Raw genomic sequence first — 15,436 nt, forward strand, 5'->3', positions numbered from 1 at the left:
GATCAGAGGTGGGTGTAGACGTCGTCGAGGGTCAGCCCGCGGGCGAGCATGAGGACCTGCACCCGGTAGAGGAGCTGGCTGATCTCCTCGGCGGTCCGCTCGGGCCCCTCGTGCTCGGCGGCCATCCAGGACTCGGCGGCCTCCTCGACCACCTTCTTGCCCGCCGCGTGCACACCGTCGCGGACGGCGGTCACGGTGCCCGAGGCCGGGTCGCCCGCGGTGACCTTGGCCGAGAGCTCGGCGAACAGCGCGTCGAAGGTCTTCACGCCAGCCCCTGCCCGACGGCGGGGGTGGCCTGGAAGCCGGTGGCCCGGGGCGGCGGGGGGCGCAGCCCGCGGAGTGTGAGCGCGGTGGCCAGCGCGGCGATCGCGGCCTCCCAGCCCTTGTCCTCCACCGAGCCGGGCAGGCCGGCCCGGTCGCGCGCCTGCTCCTCGGTGTCGCAGGTCAGCACGCCGTTGCCCACGGGCTTGCCGGCGTCGAGCGCCACCCGGGTGAGGCCCGCGGTGACGGCGTCGCAGACGTACTCGAAGTGCGGGGTCCCGCCGCGGATGACGACGCCGAGTGCCACGACGGCGTCGTGCCGCTCGGCCAGCGCCTGCGCGACCACCGGCAGCTCCACCGCGCCGGGCGCGCGGACGACGGTGGGCTCGGGGACGCCGCTGGCGCGGGCGGCCTCGACCGCGCGGGCGAGCAGCGCGTCGGTGATCTCGGCGTGCCAGGTGGTGGCCACGATGCCCAGCGACAGTCCGGCGGCGTCGACCGCGCCCGCCTCGGGGCGCCCCTGCCCGCTCACAGCTGCTGCTCCTGCTGGCGCAGGGGGACGTCGGTCCCGGGGACGGTGGCGGGCTCGCCGGCCGGGACGTCGACCGGGCCGGACTCGGTCTCGGGCTCGATGATGTCGAGCAGGTGGCCCATCCGGTCGCGCTTGGTGCGCAGGTAGGCCAGGTTCTCGACGGTGACGTGGCTGGGCAGCGGCACCCGGCCGGTGACCTGGAGGCCGTAGCCCTCCAGGCCCGCGCGCTTGGCCGGGTTGTTGGTCAGCAGCCGCATGGTGTGCACGCCGAGGTCGACGAGGATCTGCGCGCCGGTGCCGTAGTCGCGGGCGTCGGCGGGCAGGCCGAGGTCGAGGTTGGCGTCGACGGTGTCCACGCCGGAGTCCTGGAGCTGGTAGGCCTGCAGCTTGTGCAGCAGGCCGATCCCCCGGCCCTCGTGCCCGCGGATGTAGAGCACGATGCCGCGGCCCTCGTGGGCGACGGCGGCCAGCGCGGCCTGCAGCTGCGGGCCGCAGTCGCAGCGCAGCGAGCCGAAGACGTCGCCGGTGAGGCACTCGGAGTGCACGCGCACCAGCACGTCCTCGCCGTCGCCGATGTCGCCGTAGACGAAGGCGACGTGCTCGCGCTCGTCGTAGGAGCTGCGGTAGCCGACCGCGGTGAAGGTGCCCGGCGCCAGCGGGACGGTGGCCTCGGCGACCCGCTCGACCAGCTTGTCGAAGCGCTTGCGATAGGCGATGAGGTCGGCGATGGAGATCAGGCAGAGGTCGTGCTCGTCGGCGAAGACGCGCAGTTCCTCGGCGCGGGCCATGCCGGTCGGGTCCTTCTCGCTGACCAGCTCGCACAGCGTCCCCGAGGGGCGCAGGCCCGCGAGGACGGCGAGGTCGACGGCGGCCTCGGTGTGCCCGGGCCGGCGCAGCACGCCGCCGTCCTTGGCCCGCAGCGGCACGATGTGGCCCGGGCGGGCGAGGTCGGCCGAGGAGGTGTCGGCACCGGCCAGCAGCCGGATCGTGTGCGCCCGGTCGTGGGCGGAGATGCCGGTGGTCACGCCCTCGCGGGCGTCGACGGTGACGGTGTAGGCGGTGCCGCGGCGGTCCTGGTTGACCCGGAACATCGGGGGCAGGTCCAGCCGGTCGGCGTCGGCCTCGGTGACCGAGACGCAGATGTAGCCCGAGGTGTAGCGGACCATGAACGCCACGAGCTCCGGCGTCGCCAGCTCGGAGGCGAAGATCAGGTCGCCCTCGTTCTCGCGGTCCTCGTCGTCGACGACGACGACCGGGCGGCCGTCCTTGACCGCGGCGATCGCGTCCTCGACGGTGTCCAGGCGGACGCTCATGCGCGTGCTCCCAGCAGGCGTTCCACGTACTTGGCGATCACGTCGACCTCCAGGTTGACCGGGTCCCCCGGGGCACGGCCGCCCAGCGTGGTCTCGCGGAGGGTGGCGGGGATGAGACTGACCTCGAACCAGGGCTCGTCGTCGTCGACGGCGCTCAGCGCGCTGACCGTGAGCGAGACGCCGTCGACGGTGATGGACCCCTTCTCGACGACGTAGCGCGCCAACTGCGGCGGCAGGGCCACCCGGACGACGTCCCAGTGCTCGCTCGGCGTGCGGCTCACGACCGTGCCGACGCCGTCGACGTGGCCCTGCACGACGTGCCCTCCGAGACGACCACCGGCGGCGACCGCGCGCTCGAGGTTGACCGGGTCGCCGTCGGCGAGGGCGCCGAGACTGCTGCGGCGCAGGGTCTCGGCCATCACGTCGGTGGACCACACGGAGGCGCCGTCGCCGCCGGGCTCGACGCCGGTCACGGTGAGGCACACGCCGTTGACGGAGATCGAATCGCCGAGGGAGACGTCCTCGAGCACGCGCCGGGCGCGGATGCGCAGCACGGCGGCGTCGGCCGAGTCCTCGCGAGCGGCCAGGGAGCCGACCTCCTCGACGATGCCGGTGAACACGTCAGCCCCTCTCGTCGGCGTGCGGTCGGTTCCCAGTGTGACGGGTGGGCCGCAGGCGGACCTGCACGTCCCCGCCCAGCGGCGTGACCTCCCGCAGCTCCAGGGACAGCGCCGCGCCGATCGTGCTGATTCCCAGGTCCCCCACCAGGGAGGGACCGGCGCCGAGCAGCTTCGGCGCGAGGTGGACGACGGCCTCGTCGACCAGCCCGGCACGCAGGAAGGCCGCGGCCAGCGTCGGGCCGCCCTCGAGCAGCACCCGGCGCACGTCGCGGTCGAACAGCTCGGCGAGCAGCTCGGCGGGGCCCTCGGCGCGGCTGACGTGGGTGGGCGCGGCACCGTCCAGGACGCGGGCAGTGGCCGGCAGCCGGCCGCGCCGGTCGTGCACCACCCGCAGCGGCTGGCGGGCGGCGTCGCGGCCGTCGGCGTCGCGGACGGTGAGTTGGGGGTCGTCGGCCAGCGCGGTGCCCGAGCCGACGACGACGGCGTCGCAGGTGGCGCGCAGCGCGTGCACGGCCGCGCGGGCGACCGGGCCGGTGATCCAGCGGCTGGTGCCGTCGGCGGCGGCGACCCGACCGTCGAGGGTGGCGCCCACCTTCCAGACGACGAACGGCCGGGACTCTCGGACGCCGGTGAGCCACGCGGCCAGCGCACCCTCCTCCGCGGCCGCCTGCCCGACCCCCACCTCGACGTCGACCCCGGCGGCACGCAGCCGCTCCGCCCCGCCGACCGCGAGCCGCGTGGGCTCGGGCACCGCGACGACGACCCGCGCCACCCCGGCGGCCAGCAGCGCGTCGGCACAGGGGCCGGTGCGGCCGGTGTGCGCGCACGGCTCGAGGGTGACCACGGCCGTGCCGCCGCGGGCGCGCTCACCGGCCTGCGCCAGCGCGTGCACCTCGGCGTGCGGCCCGCCGGGCGGGGAGGTGGCCCCCTCCCCCACGACCGTGCCGCCGGCGTCGAGGACGACCGCGCCGACGGCGGGGTTCGGGCTGGTGGTGCCCAGGACGGAGAACCCGAGCTCGCGCGCCCGGGCCATGGCGTCGAGCTCCACGGAGGTGACGCTCACGCGGCTCCGGTCGCCTGCGCGCGGAGGGCGGCGATGGCGCGGGCGGGGTCGTCTGCGCCGTAGACCGCCGAGCCCGCCACGAAGACGTCGGCGCCGGCCTCGGCGGCCTGCTCGATCGTGTCGGCGTTGATGCCGCCGTCGACCTCGACCAGCAGCCGCAGGTGGCCGGTGTCGACCAGCTCGCGGGCCCGGCGGACCTTGGGCAGGACCTCCGCCATGAACGCCTGGCCACCGAAGCCCGGCTCGACGGTCATGACCAGCAGGGTGTCGAAGTCGCGGAGGACGTCCTCGTAGCGCTCCAGCGGGGTGCCGGGCTTGAGCGCCAGCCCGGCCAGGGCGCCGGCGGCACGGATGTCGCTGGCGACGTCGCGCGGGTCGCCGGTGCAGGCCTCGGCGTGCACGGTGACGTTGCCGGCACCGACCTCGGCGTAGCCGGGCGCCCAGCGCTCGGGCGCCTCGATCATCAGGTGGCAGTCCAGCGGGATCGGGCTGACGGCCTGGATCGCCTCGACCACCGGCCGGCCCAGGGTCAGGTTGGGCACGAAGTGGGCGTCCATGACGTCGACGTGCAGCCAGTCGGCGTCGGCGACGCGCGCCACCTCGTCGGCCAGCCGGGCGAAGTCCGCCGAGAGCAGGCTGGGGGCGATCATCGGGGTCCGGGCCCTGCCGTCCGAGTGCACGGCGTCCGAGTCTAGGTGCGGGGTGATCTCCACCGGTCCGGCCGGGTACGGCGACGGCATGGCACAGGTCGAGGCGACGGTCGACGTCCCGGTGGAACCCGCGCTGGCCTTCGCCGTCTCGCAGACCACCGGGACGACCCGCTACCGGTGGGACGCGTTCGTGCGCGAGCAGTCCCTGCTCGACGGCCGGGACCGGCCGGGGAAGGGCGTCCGGACGGCGACCCGCTCCCGCCACGGGCTGGCGATGGTCAGCGAGTACGTGTCCTACGTGCCGCCGTCGCACGTGGGCATGCGGATGGTCCGCGGCCCGTGGTCCTTCGCCGTGTTCGCCGGAAGCTGACGGTTCACCCCGCTGCCCGACGGTGGAACGCGGGCGGTGTGGCGCTACGTGTTCCGCTGCCGGCCGGCGTGGCTGGCACCGGTCGCCGAGCGGATCGGCACGCGGCTGCTCGGCCGCGACATCCGGCGGCGGATCGCCGGCTTCGCCCGGGGGTGCGCCGACCCGGCCGTGCTGGCGGTGGCCCGCCGGGAGCTCGAGGAGGACGCCGCCGGCCGGTGAGCGGTCAGTCGCGGTCGGGCAGCGCGATCCACTCGGCCCAGGAGAGGTCGCGGCCGACGTGGCGGGGCGCGCGCAGCGGCCAGTCCTCGGCCAGCCAGCGCGGCACGAAGACGTCCAGCGCGGCCTCGACCTCGGTGCCGGCCAGCCGGTCGACCACCCACCAGGACACCTCGGCGTCGGCGTCCCCGGCCTTCTCCGGCGGGTCGACGTAGACGCAGCCGAGCAGCTCGGTCTCCTCCTCGTCGAGCAGCGCGTAGTTGAAGCTCTCGTGGGCCTCGATCTCCCGCTCGTGGCGGGCGAGGTCCACGCGGTCCTGCTCCTCGGTCATGGTGGCCGGCGGCCAGCCCCACGCCTCGCCGTAGATCTCCCAGAGCCGCTCGCGCGACCCCATGACAGCGGGGTGGTCGATGGCGGTGTCGGACGCGCGGATGGGGCGCAGGTGCTGCCCGGTGGGCAGGTCGGCGCGGGTCGGGTGGACGAAGTCGTCGGGGAGCCACGGCACGGGCGGGGAGGCTAGGCGGGAACGCCGGTCCGGGGAACGGCGTCCGTCACGGAGCCGGGTGACCGGCAGCCGGACGGGCGTCCCCTGGCCGGGTGCCGGCGGGGGTCCACCGGCCCGTTTCCGTCTACCGCCCGTGACCGTGCGCACCGCGACGTCCCGGGACGACCGGCGACCGACGTGGCCGTCGGGCGATCCGGTGACGGTCCGTCACCCCTCCGCCGTCCGGCCGGCCGTCGACACCGAACGGCGGGCCCGCCGGTCGGCGTTCCTGCTGCCGGCCGTGGTGCTCGGGCTGGTCGTGCCGCGCATGCTGCTCACCGGCGAGTACGCCGGCCTGCACGGCGACCTGGCGTGGACCGTCCTCGCCGCTCTCGCCGTGTCCACCGCCGCCGTCCCGCTGCTCGCGCCGCTGGTGCCGGCCCTGGAGAGCCGCGCGGCCGACACCGCGCGCCTGCGCGTCGCGCTGCCCACGCACACCGACCCGGGCCCGCGGCTGCGCGGCCGGCTCGACGTCGTGGCCCGGCGCGTCGTCCGGCTGCACTGGGTGGGCCGCCTGATGCCGGTGCTCCCGCTCGTCCTGCTGCTGCAGGCCGACTGGGACCGGCCGGGGGCGGTGCCGGCCGCCGTCGTGGTGGTCGCCGGGTACGCGGCGCTGCAGTCGTGGCGCCTCCGGCAGACGCTCGCCGCCGCGCGCTGGGTGGCCGAGCCGCCCGGCCCGCTGCGGGACGTCCCGGCGCCGTCGTGGTGGGAGACGTGGCTGGGCGGCCGCCGGCTGCTCGCCCTGACCGGGCTCTCCACGGTCGCCGTCGTCGTGGTCGTGCTGGTCACCGGCTGACGTCCCCGGACCGGCTTCCCGACGTGGGGGCTCCGTCGCGTGTCGACTTGCGGTCGTCTCGACGCGGTCGGGACAGCCGCAGGTCGACGGGCGCGCGGCTCAGCGGGTGCAGCGGAACAGGGCCATGAACATCGCGTCGGTGCCGTGCCGGTGCGGCCACAGCTGCGCGTACGGCCCGCGCTCGATCCCGGGCACCTCGGCGAACAGCGGCGCCACCGGCAGCACCTCGACGTCGTCGCGCGCGGCCGCGGCGTCGGCGACGGCGACGGTCTCGGCCGCGTGCGGCGAGCAGGTCACGTAGGCCACGACGCCGCCGGGGCGCGCCGAGTCGAGCGCCCGGTCGAGCAGCGCCGTCTGCAGCTCCACCAGCGGGGCCACGTCGTCAGGCGTGCGGCGCCAGCGCACCTCCGGCCGGCGGCGCAGCGCGCCCAGCCCGGTGCACGGCGCGTCGAGCAGCACGCGGTCGAACGAGCCGGGCGCCCACGGCGGCTCGCGGCCGTCGGCGACGAGCACCTCGACGTCGTCCTCGCCGGCCAGCGTCCCGCGCACGAGCTCGGCACGGTGCGGCGCGCGGTCGGCGGCGGTCAGGTGCACCCCGGCCGGGCGGACGGCGGCCAGCAGCCCCGCCTTGCCGCCGGGCCCGGCGCAGACGTCGAGCCAGCGGGCGTCCGGGCCCTCGAGCGGCGCGCGGGCGAGCAGCAGCGCGGCGAGCTGGCTGCCCTCGTCCTGCACCGCGGCCGCGCCGGCGCGCACCGACGGCAGCCGGCCGGGGTCTCCCCCGCCGAGCCGCACCGCGTACGGCGACCACGGCCCCGGCGTCCCGCCGGACTCCTCGGCCAGCGCCGCGCGGTCCACGCGCCGGGCGACCAGGTGCACCTCCGGCGCGGCGTCGTCGGCCAGCAGCGCGGGCTCCAGCTCCTCCTCGCCGCCGAGCGCCTCCCGCCACGCCGAGACGATCCACTCGGGGTGGTCGGTGGCCAGGGCCAGCCGCCGGTCGCCGTCGGCCGCGAGCTGCTCGAGCCAGGCGGCCCGGTCGCCGCCCGTGGCCGCCTTGCGCAGGACGGCGTTGACCAGGCCGGAGGCGCCGGTGCCGACGATCGCGCGGGTCAGGTCGACCGTGGTGGCGACGGCGGCGTGCGCGGGCACCCGCAGGTCCAGCACCTGGTAGGCGCCCAGCCGCAGCAGGTCGAGGACGCGCCGGTCGAGGTCGGCCAGCGGGCGGTCGACCAGCCGGGCCAGCACCGCGTCGAGCGTGCCCCGCGCGCGCAGCGCCCCGTAGGCCAGCTGGGTGGCGAACGCGGCGTCGCGCGGGTCGAGGTCGCGCTCGCGCAGGAGCTGGGGCAGCAGCAGGTTAGCGTAGGCCTCCCGCGCCGAGACGCCGTCGAGGACGTCGTAGGCGGTCAGCCGGGCGCCGTCGAGGGGCGCCCGTCGCGGTCGCCGCTCCTGGCGACCACCCGGGCGCCGCGGTGGCCGCGTCATGTCCCCAGCCGCTCGCCGGGCGCCGGGTGGGCGCCGCGGGCCCAGTCGGCGGCCGGCAGCACCCGCTTGCCGGCCGGCTGCACCTGACCCAGCCGGACCGCGCCCCGGCCGGTGCCGACGACGACCCCGTCCGGACCCACCGAGACCTCGCCGGGCTCCGCCGCGGGCGCGCTCTGCAGCGGTTCGACCGGGCCCAGCCGCAGCCGGTCCCCGCGCCAGGTGGTCCACGCGCCCGGCGCCGGGGTCACGCCGCGCACCCGCCGGTCGACGACGTGCGCCGGCAGCGTCCAGTCGACCCGCGCGTCCGCGGTCTCGATCCGCGGCGCGAGGCTGACGCCCTCGGCCGGCTGCGGCCGCGGGTGGAGCGTGCCGGCCGCGATGCCGTCGAGGGTGGCCACCAGCAGCCGGGCGCCGCTGACCGCAAGGCGGCCCAGCAGGTCGCCGGCGGTGTCGCGCGGGCCGATCGGCTCGGTGACGACGCCGTAGACCGGCCCGGTGTCCAGGCCCTGCTCGAGCCGGAAGGTGCAGGCGCCGGTGACCTCGTCGCCGGCCATGAGCGCGTGCTGCACCGGGGCGGCACCGCGCCAGGCAGGCAGCAGCGAGAAGTGCAGGTTGACCCAGCCGTGCGCGGGCCGGTCGAGCGCGGCCGGGGGGACCAGCGCGCCGTAGGCGACCACGGGCGCGCAGTCGACGGCGAGGTCGGCGAGCCGGGCGAGGAACTCCGGCTCGCGCGGCGAGCGGGGCTGCAGCACGGGCAGGCCGGCGGCGTCGGCGCGCTCGGCCACCGGGGAGCGGCTGACCTTGCGGCCGCGGCCGGAGCGGGCGTCGGGCCGGGTGAGGACGGCGACCACCTCGTGGTCGGAGCCCAGCAGCGCCTCGAGCGAGGGCACGGCGGGCTCGGGCGTCCCGGCGAACAGGAGCCTCAGTGGGGGCTCACCTCCACGCGCGGCACCCACGCCTGCATGCCCTGCCACTCGGCCTCGGCGAGCTCGGCGAGCGCGGCGGCGCGTGCCTCGGGGTCCAGGCGGTCGACGAACACCACGCCGTCGAGGTGGTCGACCTCGTGCTGCACCGCGCGGGCCAGCAGGTGCGAGCCCTCCACCCGGACCGGGTCCCCGTGCACGTTCCAGCCGGTGGCCACGACGTGCAGGTGGCGGCGGCAGTCGAAGCGGTACCCCGGGATGGACAGGCAGCCCTCGGGCGCCTCCTCGGTCTCCTCGCCGACCAGGTCCACCGACGGGTTGACCAGGTGGCCCAGCTCGCCGTCGACGTACCAGGTGAACACCCGCAGGCCGACGCCGATCTGCGGCGCGGCCAGCCCGGCACCGCCGGCGGCGTGCATCGTCTCGGTCAGGTCGGCGACCAGGCCGCGCAGCTCGGCGTCGAAGTCGACGACGGGGGCCGCGGGCCGGTGCAGGACGGGGTCGCCCAGCAGCCGGATGGGGGTCACGCTCACCGGTCGATCGTAGGTGAGCCCCAGGAGCGGCCCTCCGCGCCGCTAGACCAGCTCCAGGGGGTCGAGCTGCACGCGCACGTGCTCGGGCACCTTCTTGGCGCTGCGCACGCCCTGCACCTCCGCCAGCGCGGTGGCCAGCGCCAGGCCCTCGCCGCGCGGCACCCGCACGAGGAAGCGCTCGCGCTCCCCCTCCTGCCCCGGGCGCGGCGGCTCGGGCACCGGGCCGAGCAGGTCGGCGTCGGCGGGGAACCGGGCGGCCTCGAGGAACTCCGCCAGCGCCGACGGCGACCCCGACAGGGAGGCCATCCGGGTGGCCGGCGGGAAGCCGAGCTCGCGGCGGTCGGCGAGCTCGCGCTCGGCCAGCCAGCCCGGGTCCCAGCGGACCAGCGCCTGCACCACGGGGTGTGCGGCGTCGGCGGCGACGACGACCGAGCCGTGCGGCCGCACCAGCGTGGCGGCGTTCATCCAGCGGCGCAGCGTCTCCTCCCCCGCCCGCAGGTCGGCGCGCCCGAGCAGCGCCCACGAGTCGAGCAGCAGCGCCGCGCCGTACCCGCCCTCGGCCACCGGCTCGGCGCCCGGCGTGGCCACCACCAGCGACGGCCCGCCCGGCACCGACGGCAGCACGCCGGACCCGCGCCCCGACACCCGCACCGCCGCGCCGGGGAACGCCCGGCCCAGCTCCTCCGCGGTCCGCGAGGCGCCGACCACGGAGGCGCGCAGCTTGGTGCCGTGGCAGTGCGGGCAGTCGAAGGTGGCCGCCGGCCGGGCGCACCAGCGGCAGGCCGGCACCCGCGAGCCGCCCGGCCCCGGGGTCGGCGCGATGCCGAGCGGCCCCGAGCAGACGGCGCAGCGGGCCGGCGCCCGGCAGCGGTCGCACGACAACCCGGGCGCGTAGCCGGCGCGCGGCACCTGCACCAGCACCGGCGCGCCCTCCGCGAGCGCGGCGCGGGCCACGCGGTGGGCGAGGCTGGGCAGCCGGGCGGTGCGGGCGGCGGGGTCGCGGGCGAGCTCGTGGTCCTCGCCGAGGGCCTGCACCCGCGGGGCGGCCGCGCGGAGGGTGGCACGCTCGGCGACCAGCTCGTGCGCCCAGCCGCTCTGCACCAGCAGCTCCGCCTCGGCGGTCCGCGCGGTGGCCGCGACGACGGCGGCACACGAGGTCAGGTGCGCGCGGTGCAGGAGCACGTCGCGGGCGTGCGCGTAGGGGGCACGGGGCTCGGCGTGCAGGTCGTCGCCGTCGTCCCACACGGCCACCAGAGCGAGGTCGGTGACCGGTGCGAAGACCGCGGCCCGCGTGCCGAGGACCACCTTCGCGCTGCCGCGGGCGGCGTCGAGGAAGCGGCGGTAGCGGGCGTCGGGGGCGGCGTCGGCGCGCAGGACGACGAAGGAGCCCTTCGGCAGCCGGGCGGTGGCCGCGGCCTCCAGCCGGTCGAGGTCGCGGCCGTCGGGGACGACGACGAGCGCGCCGCGACCGCCCGACAGCGCCGCCTGGCACAGCTCGGCCAGCCGCGCGGGCCAGTCCTCTCCCGGCAGCGCCGTCCACACCGCGCGGGCGGGACGGCCCTCGGCGACGGCGGCCAGCAGCGCCGGGCCGGTCGGGTAGCGGGCGAAGCCGGCCGGGTCGGGCGGCTCCGGCGGCGGGGGTGGCTCCGCGGCCGGGCGCTTCTCCGCGGCGGCGCGGCGCGGCGGGACGGCCAGCCGCAGCACGTCGGTCAGCGTGCCGCCCCAGCGCTGGGCGACCGAGCGGGCGAGCGCGGCGACCTCCGGGGTGAGCACCGGTTCGCCGGAGACCAGCTTGGCCAGCGGCGCGAGCGTGCGGTCGGTCTCGCTGGTGTCGGCGAGCTCGAGGACGAACCCGTCGACGAGCTGCCCGGCGAAGCGCACCCGCACCCGGCAGCCGGCCCGCACCTCCCCGGCCATGTCGTCGGGGACCGCGTAGTCGAAGGTGCGGTCCAGGTGCGCCAGGGGCACGTCGACGACGACCCGGGCGACCCGCGGGGTGCGGGTGCCCGGGTCGGCCGGTGCGTCAGGTGCGGCGGGAGCCGAGGTCAGCGCGGTCTCCGATCGGGCGTGGTCTCGCCCGCCAGTGTCGCCCGGGGGTCCGACGGCCCACGGCCCCGCTGCAGGGACCCGCCGCGAGCGTGCGAGTGGCGGCGCGCAGCGGGGGCCTCACACCACGGCCGAGCGCAGCGCCTCGACGCGGTCGGTGCGCTCCCACGGCAGCTCGACGTCGGTGCGGCCGAAGTGGCCGTAGGCGGCGGTCGGGCCGTAGATGGGCCGCAGCAGGTCCAGGTCGCGCACGATGGCGCCCGGGCGCAGGTCGAACACCGTGGTGACCGCCTTCTCCAGGACGTCGTCGGCGACGGTGCCGGTGCCGTGGGTGTCGACGAACAGGCCGACCGGGTGCGCGGCGCCGATGGCGTAGGCCACCTGCACCTCGCAGCGGCGGGCCAGGCCCGCGGCGACGACGTTCTTGGCCACCCAGCGCATCGCGTAGGCGCCCGACCGGTCGACCTTCGACGGGTCCTTGCCGGAGAACGCGCCGCCCCCGTGGCGGGCCATGCCGCCGTAGGTGTCGACGATGATCTTGCGGCCGGTCAGCCCGGCGTCGCCCATCGGGCCGCCGATGACGAACTTGCCGGTCGGGTTGACCAGCAGCCGGTAGCCGTCGGTGGGCAGGCCGAGCGCCTGCAGCTCCGGCTCGACGACGAGCTCCTGCACGTCGGGGGTGAGCAGCTGCTCGATGGAGATGTCCTCGGCGTGCTGCGAGGAGACGACGACGGTGTCGACGCCGACCGGCCGGTCGTCCTCGTAGACGACGGTGACCTGGGTCTTGCCGTCGGGCCGCAGGTAGGGCACCGAGCCGTCCTTGCGCACCGCCGACAGCCGGCGCGAGAGCCGGTGGGCCAGCGCGATCGGCAGCGGCATGAGCTCGGGGGTCTCGTCGGTGGCGTAGCCGAACATCAGGCCCTGGTCGCCGGCGCCCTGGCGCTCGATCTCGTCGTCGTCGGCGGCGCCGGTGGTGCGCGCCTCGTAGGCGGTGTCGACGCCTTGGGCGATGTCGGGCGACTGCGCGCCGATGGAGACGCTGACGCCGCAGGAGGCGCCGTCGAAGCCCTTGCGGGAGGAGTCGTAGCCGATCCGCAGCACCGTCCTGCGGACGATCTCGGCGATGTCGACGTAGCCGGCGGTGGTGACCTCACCGGCGATGTGCACCTGGCCGGTGGTGATGAGCGTCTCGACCGCGACCCGGCTGCGCGGGTCCTGGCGGAGCATCTCGTCGAGGATCGCGTCGCTGATCTGGTCGGCGATCTTGTCGGGATGGCCCTCGGTCACCGACTCGGACGTGAAGAGGCGGCGTGGCACTCGGTTCTCCCTGCTTCGGTGACGAGGTCGGGGCACGGTCTGCCCGCGCCGCCTGCGCACGCTACCGGCGTCCCTCCGGGCGGGCAGCCGTCGGTTCCCCCAGACGCGGCAGCACGACCTGCCAGACGGCCGCGGCGACGGCGTCCTTGGTGCCGTGCGGCACCTCGGTGGCGGTGCCGTCGGCGGCGAGGACGACGGCGGCGTTGTCGGGCCGCCCGAACACCCCGCCGCCGGAGACGTCGTTGACGACGAGCAGGTCGCAGCCCTTGCGGGCCAGCTTGGCGCGGGCGTGGGCGAGCACGTCGGCGTCGGCATCACCGGTCTCGGCGGCGAAGCCAACCACGAGCTGGCCGGGCGGGCGCTTGGTGACCAGCTCGGCGAGCACGTCGGGGTTGCGCACCAGCGCGACGGCGTCGGGCTCGCTCGCGCTGTCCTTCTTGAGCTTGGTGGCCGCGACCGTGGCCGGCCGGAAGTCGGCGACGGCGGCGGCCATGACGACGACGTCGGCGTCCGGAGCCTCCGCGAGCATCGCCGTGCGCAGCTCCTCCGCCGTCCCCACCGGGACCACGCGGACACCGAAGGGCGCGGGCAGGTCGACGTTGGCCGCGACGAGGGTGACCTCGGCGCCGCGGGCGGCGGCGACGCGGGCCAGCGCCCACCCCTGCTTGCCCGAGGAGCGGTTGCCCAGGTAGCGGACCGGGTCCAGCGGCTCGCGGGTGCCGCCGGCGCTGACCACCACCCGGCGGCCGGCGAGGTCGGCGCGCAGCAGGTCGGCGCCGGCGGCGAGGACGACCCGGGCCAGCGCGGCGACGTCGGCCGGCTCGGGCAGCCGGCCGGGGCCGGAGTCGGGACCGGTCAGCCGCCCGACGGCCGGCGGCAGCACGATCGAGCCGCGGCGGCGGAGCGTGGCCACGTTGTCCTGGGTGGCCGGGTGCAGCCACATCTCGGTGTGCATGGCCGGCACGAACACGACCGGGCAGTGCGCGGTCAGCAGCGTGGCGGTGAGCAGGTCGTCGGCCCGGCCGGCGGCCGCGCGGGCGAGCAGGTCGGCGGTGGCCGGGGCGACGACGACGAGGTCGGCGGTCTGCCCGATGCGCACGTGGGCGACCTCGGGGACGTGCGACCACACGTCGGTGGTCACGGGGTTGCCGCTCAGCGCCTCGAAGGTGGCCGCGCCGACGAAGTGCAGCGCCGACTCGGTCGGCACCACGCGGACCTCGTGCCCCGCCTCGGTCAGCGCGCGCAGCAGCAGGGCCGACTTGTACGCGGCCACGCCGCCGCCCACACCCAGCACGATCCGGCTCATGCGCACGATCCTCCCCCAGGCACGACGACGCCCCCGGTACCGAGTACCGGGGGCGTCACCCACACAGGCCTGCAACGGCCCCCTCGCAGGGGCCCGCGCCGAGCGTGCGAGGCGTGGGAGGCGAGGGGGTCCTTCTAGTTCTCGCCGGCGGTGTGGGTCAGCAGACCCTCGTTGATCTCGCGCAGCGCGATGGAGAGGGGCTTCTCCTGCGGAGCGGTGTCGACCAGCGGGCCGACGTACTCCAGCAGGCCCTCGGAGAGCTGGCTGTAGTAGGCGTTGATCTGCCGCGCGCGCTTGGCGGCGAAGATCACCAGGCCGTACTTGCTGCTGGTGCGCTCGAGCAGCTCGTCGATCGGCGGGTTGGTGATGCCCTCGGGAGAGGGTGCGACTCCGGACACGGACGCGTGGACTCCTCGGCTGGTCAGATGGGAGTGAGGGGCCTCGCGGCCGGTCACTCGGAGGCGCCGACGGACCTCTCGGACGACGGCGCAGCTAGCAAAGATACCAACTCGTCGGCGGCCCTCGCGACGTCGTCGTTGACGACCACGACGTCGAACTCCCCGGCGGCGTCCAGCTCGGCCTGCGCGATCCTCAGCCGGCGCTCCTGCACGGCCGGCGGCTCGGAGCCGCGGCCGGCCAGCCGGGTGACCAGTTCAGCCCAGGACGGCGGGGCGAGGAAGACCAGCTGCGCCTCCGGGGCCCGCGCGCGCACCTGGCGGGCGCCCTGCAGCTCGATCTCCAACAGCGCCGGCGCCCCGGCCGCGAGGCGCTCGCGGACCGGGGCGGCCGGCGTGCCGTAGCGGTTGCCCGCGTACTCGGCCCACTCGAGCAGGCCGTCGTCGGCGACCAGCCGGTCGAACTCGTCGTCGGTGAGGAAGTGGTAGTGCACCCCGTCGACCTCGCCCGGGCGCCGGCGACGGGTGGTCACCGACACCGACACCCACACGCCGGGGTGCCGGCGGCGGACCTCGGCGACGACGGTGCCCTTGCCGACCCCAGAGGGACCGGAGAGCACCGTCAGGCGCGCCTGGGAGGGCGCCGGCTGAGCTGTGGGCAACGCGTGGGTCCTCGTGGTGCTCGTGTCGGACGGGGAGCGCGCCGACGACCTCAGGCCGTCGAGTCGGCGGGCACCTGGTCGGCGACCACCTGCTCGCCGCCGAACTCGGCCTCCAGCGCCCGGCGCTGGTTGGCGCCCAGGCCACGCACCCGGCGGGTCGGGGAGATCTCGAGCCGCTCCATGATCTTCGCAGCCCGCGCCTTGCCCACGCCGGGCAGGGACTCCAGGACCGCGGAGACGCGCATCTTGCCGATGACCTCGTCGGTCTCGCCCTGCTTGAGGACGTCGCCGACCGTGGCGCCCTTGCTCTTGAGCCGCTCGCGGAGCTCGGCGCGCGCCTTGCGGGCGGCGGCGGCCTTCTCGAGGGCGGCGGCGCGTTGTTCCGGGGAGAGGTCGGGGAGGGGCATGGT

General features: G+C 76.8%; 19 protein-coding genes. 3 read left to right on the forward strand and 16 right to left on the reverse strand.

All coding sequences use genetic code 11. The features are described from left to right. Positions 1-2: 2 nt before the first annotated feature. The 6 genes from BM414_RS12805 to rpe are packed head-to-tail and all read right to left on the reverse strand — an operon-like array spanning position 3 to position 4,439. On the reverse strand, positions 3-266 hold the full coding sequence (locus tag BM414_RS12805) for a phosphoribosyl-ATP diphosphatase (protein WP_093579827.1): 264 nt from the start codon (positions 264-266) through the stop codon (positions 3-5). Then, complete coding sequence (ribH, locus tag BM414_RS12810) at positions 263-793, reverse strand: 6,7-dimethyl-8-ribityllumazine synthase (RefSeq protein WP_093579828.1); 531 nt, start codon at positions 791-793, stop codon at positions 263-265. Before ribH ends, BM414_RS12805 begins: the two co-directional genes overlap by 4 nt. Next, complete coding sequence (locus BM414_RS12815) at positions 790-2,106, reverse strand: bifunctional 3,4-dihydroxy-2-butanone-4-phosphate synthase/GTP cyclohydrolase II (protein ID WP_093579829.1); 1,317 nt, start codon at positions 2,104-2,106, stop codon at positions 790-792. Before BM414_RS12815 ends, ribH begins: the two co-directional genes overlap by 4 nt. Beyond that, on the reverse strand, positions 2,103-2,726 hold the full coding sequence (locus tag BM414_RS12820) for a riboflavin synthase (RefSeq protein ID WP_093579830.1): 624 nt from the start codon (positions 2,724-2,726) through the stop codon (positions 2,103-2,105). The genes BM414_RS12815 and BM414_RS12820 overlap by 4 nt, the downstream gene beginning before the upstream one ends. Before the next feature lies 1 nt (position 2,727). Then, positions 2,728-3,789 (reverse strand): bifunctional diaminohydroxyphosphoribosylaminopyrimidine deaminase/5-amino-6-(5-phosphoribosylamino)uracil reductase RibD, encoded by a 1,062-nt coding sequence (gene ribD, locus BM414_RS12825; RefSeq protein WP_245784688.1) that lies wholly within the window; start codon positions 3,787-3,789, stop codon positions 2,728-2,730. Next, positions 3,786-4,439, reverse strand: coding sequence for a ribulose-phosphate 3-epimerase (rpe, locus tag BM414_RS12830; RefSeq protein ID WP_093579934.1), 654 nt, complete (start codon positions 4,437-4,439; stop codon positions 3,786-3,788). Before rpe ends, ribD begins: the two co-directional genes overlap by 4 nt. Positions 4,440-4,491: 52 nt before the next feature. Here rpe and BM414_RS30225 point away from each other — a divergent pair, with 52 nt between their 5' ends. Together BM414_RS30225 and BM414_RS30230 are read left to right on the forward strand one after the other, a co-directional pair. Next, complete coding sequence (locus BM414_RS30225; RefSeq protein ID WP_217644702.1) at positions 4,492-4,809, forward strand: SRPBCC family protein; 318 nt, start codon at positions 4,492-4,494, stop codon at positions 4,807-4,809. 36 nt (positions 4,810-4,845) lie between these two features. After that, the gene (locus BM414_RS30230; RefSeq protein ID WP_217644703.1) at positions 4,846-5,028 is read left to right on the forward strand and encodes a hypothetical protein; all 183 of its coding nucleotides are present in this window, start codon (positions 4,846-4,848) and stop codon (positions 5,026-5,028) included. Between the two features lie 4 nt (positions 5,029-5,032). On the opposite strand, the gene BM414_RS12840 is transcribed toward BM414_RS30230, so the two are convergent. Beyond that, positions 5,033-5,530 carry a GNAT family N-acetyltransferase gene (locus BM414_RS12840; protein WP_093579831.1) on the reverse strand — a complete coding sequence of 166 codons (498 nt, stop codon included), beginning with the start codon at positions 5,528-5,530 and terminating at the stop codon, positions 5,033-5,035. 196 nt (positions 5,531-5,726) lie between these two features. Here BM414_RS12840 and BM414_RS12845 point away from each other — a divergent pair, with 196 nt between their 5' ends. After that, positions 5,727-6,365, forward strand: a complete 639-nt coding sequence (locus tag BM414_RS12845) for a hypothetical protein (RefSeq protein ID WP_139245836.1) — start codon at positions 5,727-5,729, stop codon at positions 6,363-6,365. 99 nt (positions 6,366-6,464) lie between these two features. On the opposite strand, the gene BM414_RS12850 is transcribed toward BM414_RS12845, so the two are convergent. The 9 genes from BM414_RS12850 to mihF all read right to left on the reverse strand — a co-directional run bounded on the left by BM414_RS12850 (position 6,465) and on the right by mihF (position 15,433). After that, complete coding sequence (locus tag BM414_RS12850; RefSeq protein ID WP_093579833.1) at positions 6,465-7,844, reverse strand: RsmB/NOP family class I SAM-dependent RNA methyltransferase; 1,380 nt, start codon at positions 7,842-7,844, stop codon at positions 6,465-6,467. Then, positions 7,841-8,818 carry a methionyl-tRNA formyltransferase gene (fmt, locus tag BM414_RS12855; protein ID WP_342716171.1) on the reverse strand — a complete coding sequence of 326 codons (978 nt, stop codon included), beginning with the start codon at positions 8,816-8,818 and terminating at the stop codon, positions 7,841-7,843. Before fmt ends, BM414_RS12850 begins: the two co-directional genes overlap by 4 nt. Beyond that, positions 8,767-9,300, reverse strand: coding sequence for a peptide deformylase (gene def, locus BM414_RS12860; RefSeq protein WP_093579834.1), 534 nt, complete (start codon positions 9,298-9,300; stop codon positions 8,767-8,769). The genes fmt and def overlap by 52 nt, the downstream gene beginning before the upstream one ends. Positions 9,301-9,342: 42 nt before the next feature. Further along, on the reverse strand, positions 9,343-11,349 hold the full coding sequence (locus BM414_RS12865; RefSeq protein WP_093579835.1) for a primosomal protein N': 2,007 nt from the start codon (positions 11,347-11,349) through the stop codon (positions 9,343-9,345). Positions 11,350-11,466: 117 nt separating this feature from the next. Further along, positions 11,467-12,663, reverse strand: coding sequence for a methionine adenosyltransferase (metK, locus tag BM414_RS12870; RefSeq protein ID WP_093579836.1), 1,197 nt, complete (start codon positions 12,661-12,663; stop codon positions 11,467-11,469). Between the two features lie 61 nt (positions 12,664-12,724). After that, positions 12,725-13,969: a bifunctional phosphopantothenoylcysteine decarboxylase/phosphopantothenate--cysteine ligase CoaBC gene (gene coaBC, locus BM414_RS12875; protein ID WP_093579837.1), complete on the reverse strand. Its 1,245-nt coding sequence runs from the start codon at positions 13,967-13,969 to the stop codon at positions 12,725-12,727. A 134-nt stretch (positions 13,970-14,103) separates the two neighbouring features. Next, positions 14,104-14,367: a DNA-directed RNA polymerase subunit omega gene (gene rpoZ, locus BM414_RS12880; RefSeq protein WP_093579838.1), complete on the reverse strand. Its 264-nt coding sequence runs from the start codon at positions 14,365-14,367 to the stop codon at positions 14,104-14,106. Between the two features lie 53 nt (positions 14,368-14,420). After that, positions 14,421-15,026 carry a guanylate kinase gene (gene gmk / locus BM414_RS12885; protein WP_093579839.1) on the reverse strand — a complete coding sequence of 202 codons (606 nt, stop codon included), beginning with the start codon at positions 15,024-15,026 and terminating at the stop codon, positions 14,421-14,423. A gap of 50 nt (positions 15,027-15,076) precedes the next feature. Beyond that, entirely contained in the window at positions 15,077-15,433 is a 357-nt protein-coding gene (gene mihF / locus BM414_RS12890; RefSeq protein ID WP_093579937.1) for an integration host factor, actinobacterial type, read from the reverse strand. Positions 15,434-15,436 lie beyond the last annotated feature (3 nt).

It is taken from the genome of Geodermatophilus amargosae, from assembly GCF_900116515.1.
Taxonomy (GTDB): Bacteria; Actinomycetota; Actinomycetes; order Mycobacteriales; family Geodermatophilaceae; genus Geodermatophilus; species Geodermatophilus amargosae.

Coding starts and splice junctions, on each gene's coding strand:
- mihF (WP_093579937.1), bottom strand. CDS start 15,433: ATGCCCCTCCCCGACCTCTCCCCGGAACAACGCGCCGCCGCCCTCGAG.
- BM414_RS12815 (WP_093579829.1), bottom strand. CDS start 2,106: ATGAGCGTCCGCCTGGACACCGTCGAGGACGCGATCGCCGCGGTCAAG.
- BM414_RS12850 (WP_093579833.1), bottom strand. CDS start 7,844: ATGACGCGGCCACCGCGGCGCCCGGGTGGTCGCCAGGAGCGGCGACCG.
- coaBC (WP_093579837.1), bottom strand. CDS start 13,969: ATGAGCCGGATCGTGCTGGGTGTGGGCGGCGGCGTGGCCGCGTACAAG.
- rpe (WP_093579934.1), bottom strand. CDS start 4,439: ATGATCGCCCCCAGCCTGCTCTCGGCGGACTTCGCCCGGCTGGCCGAC.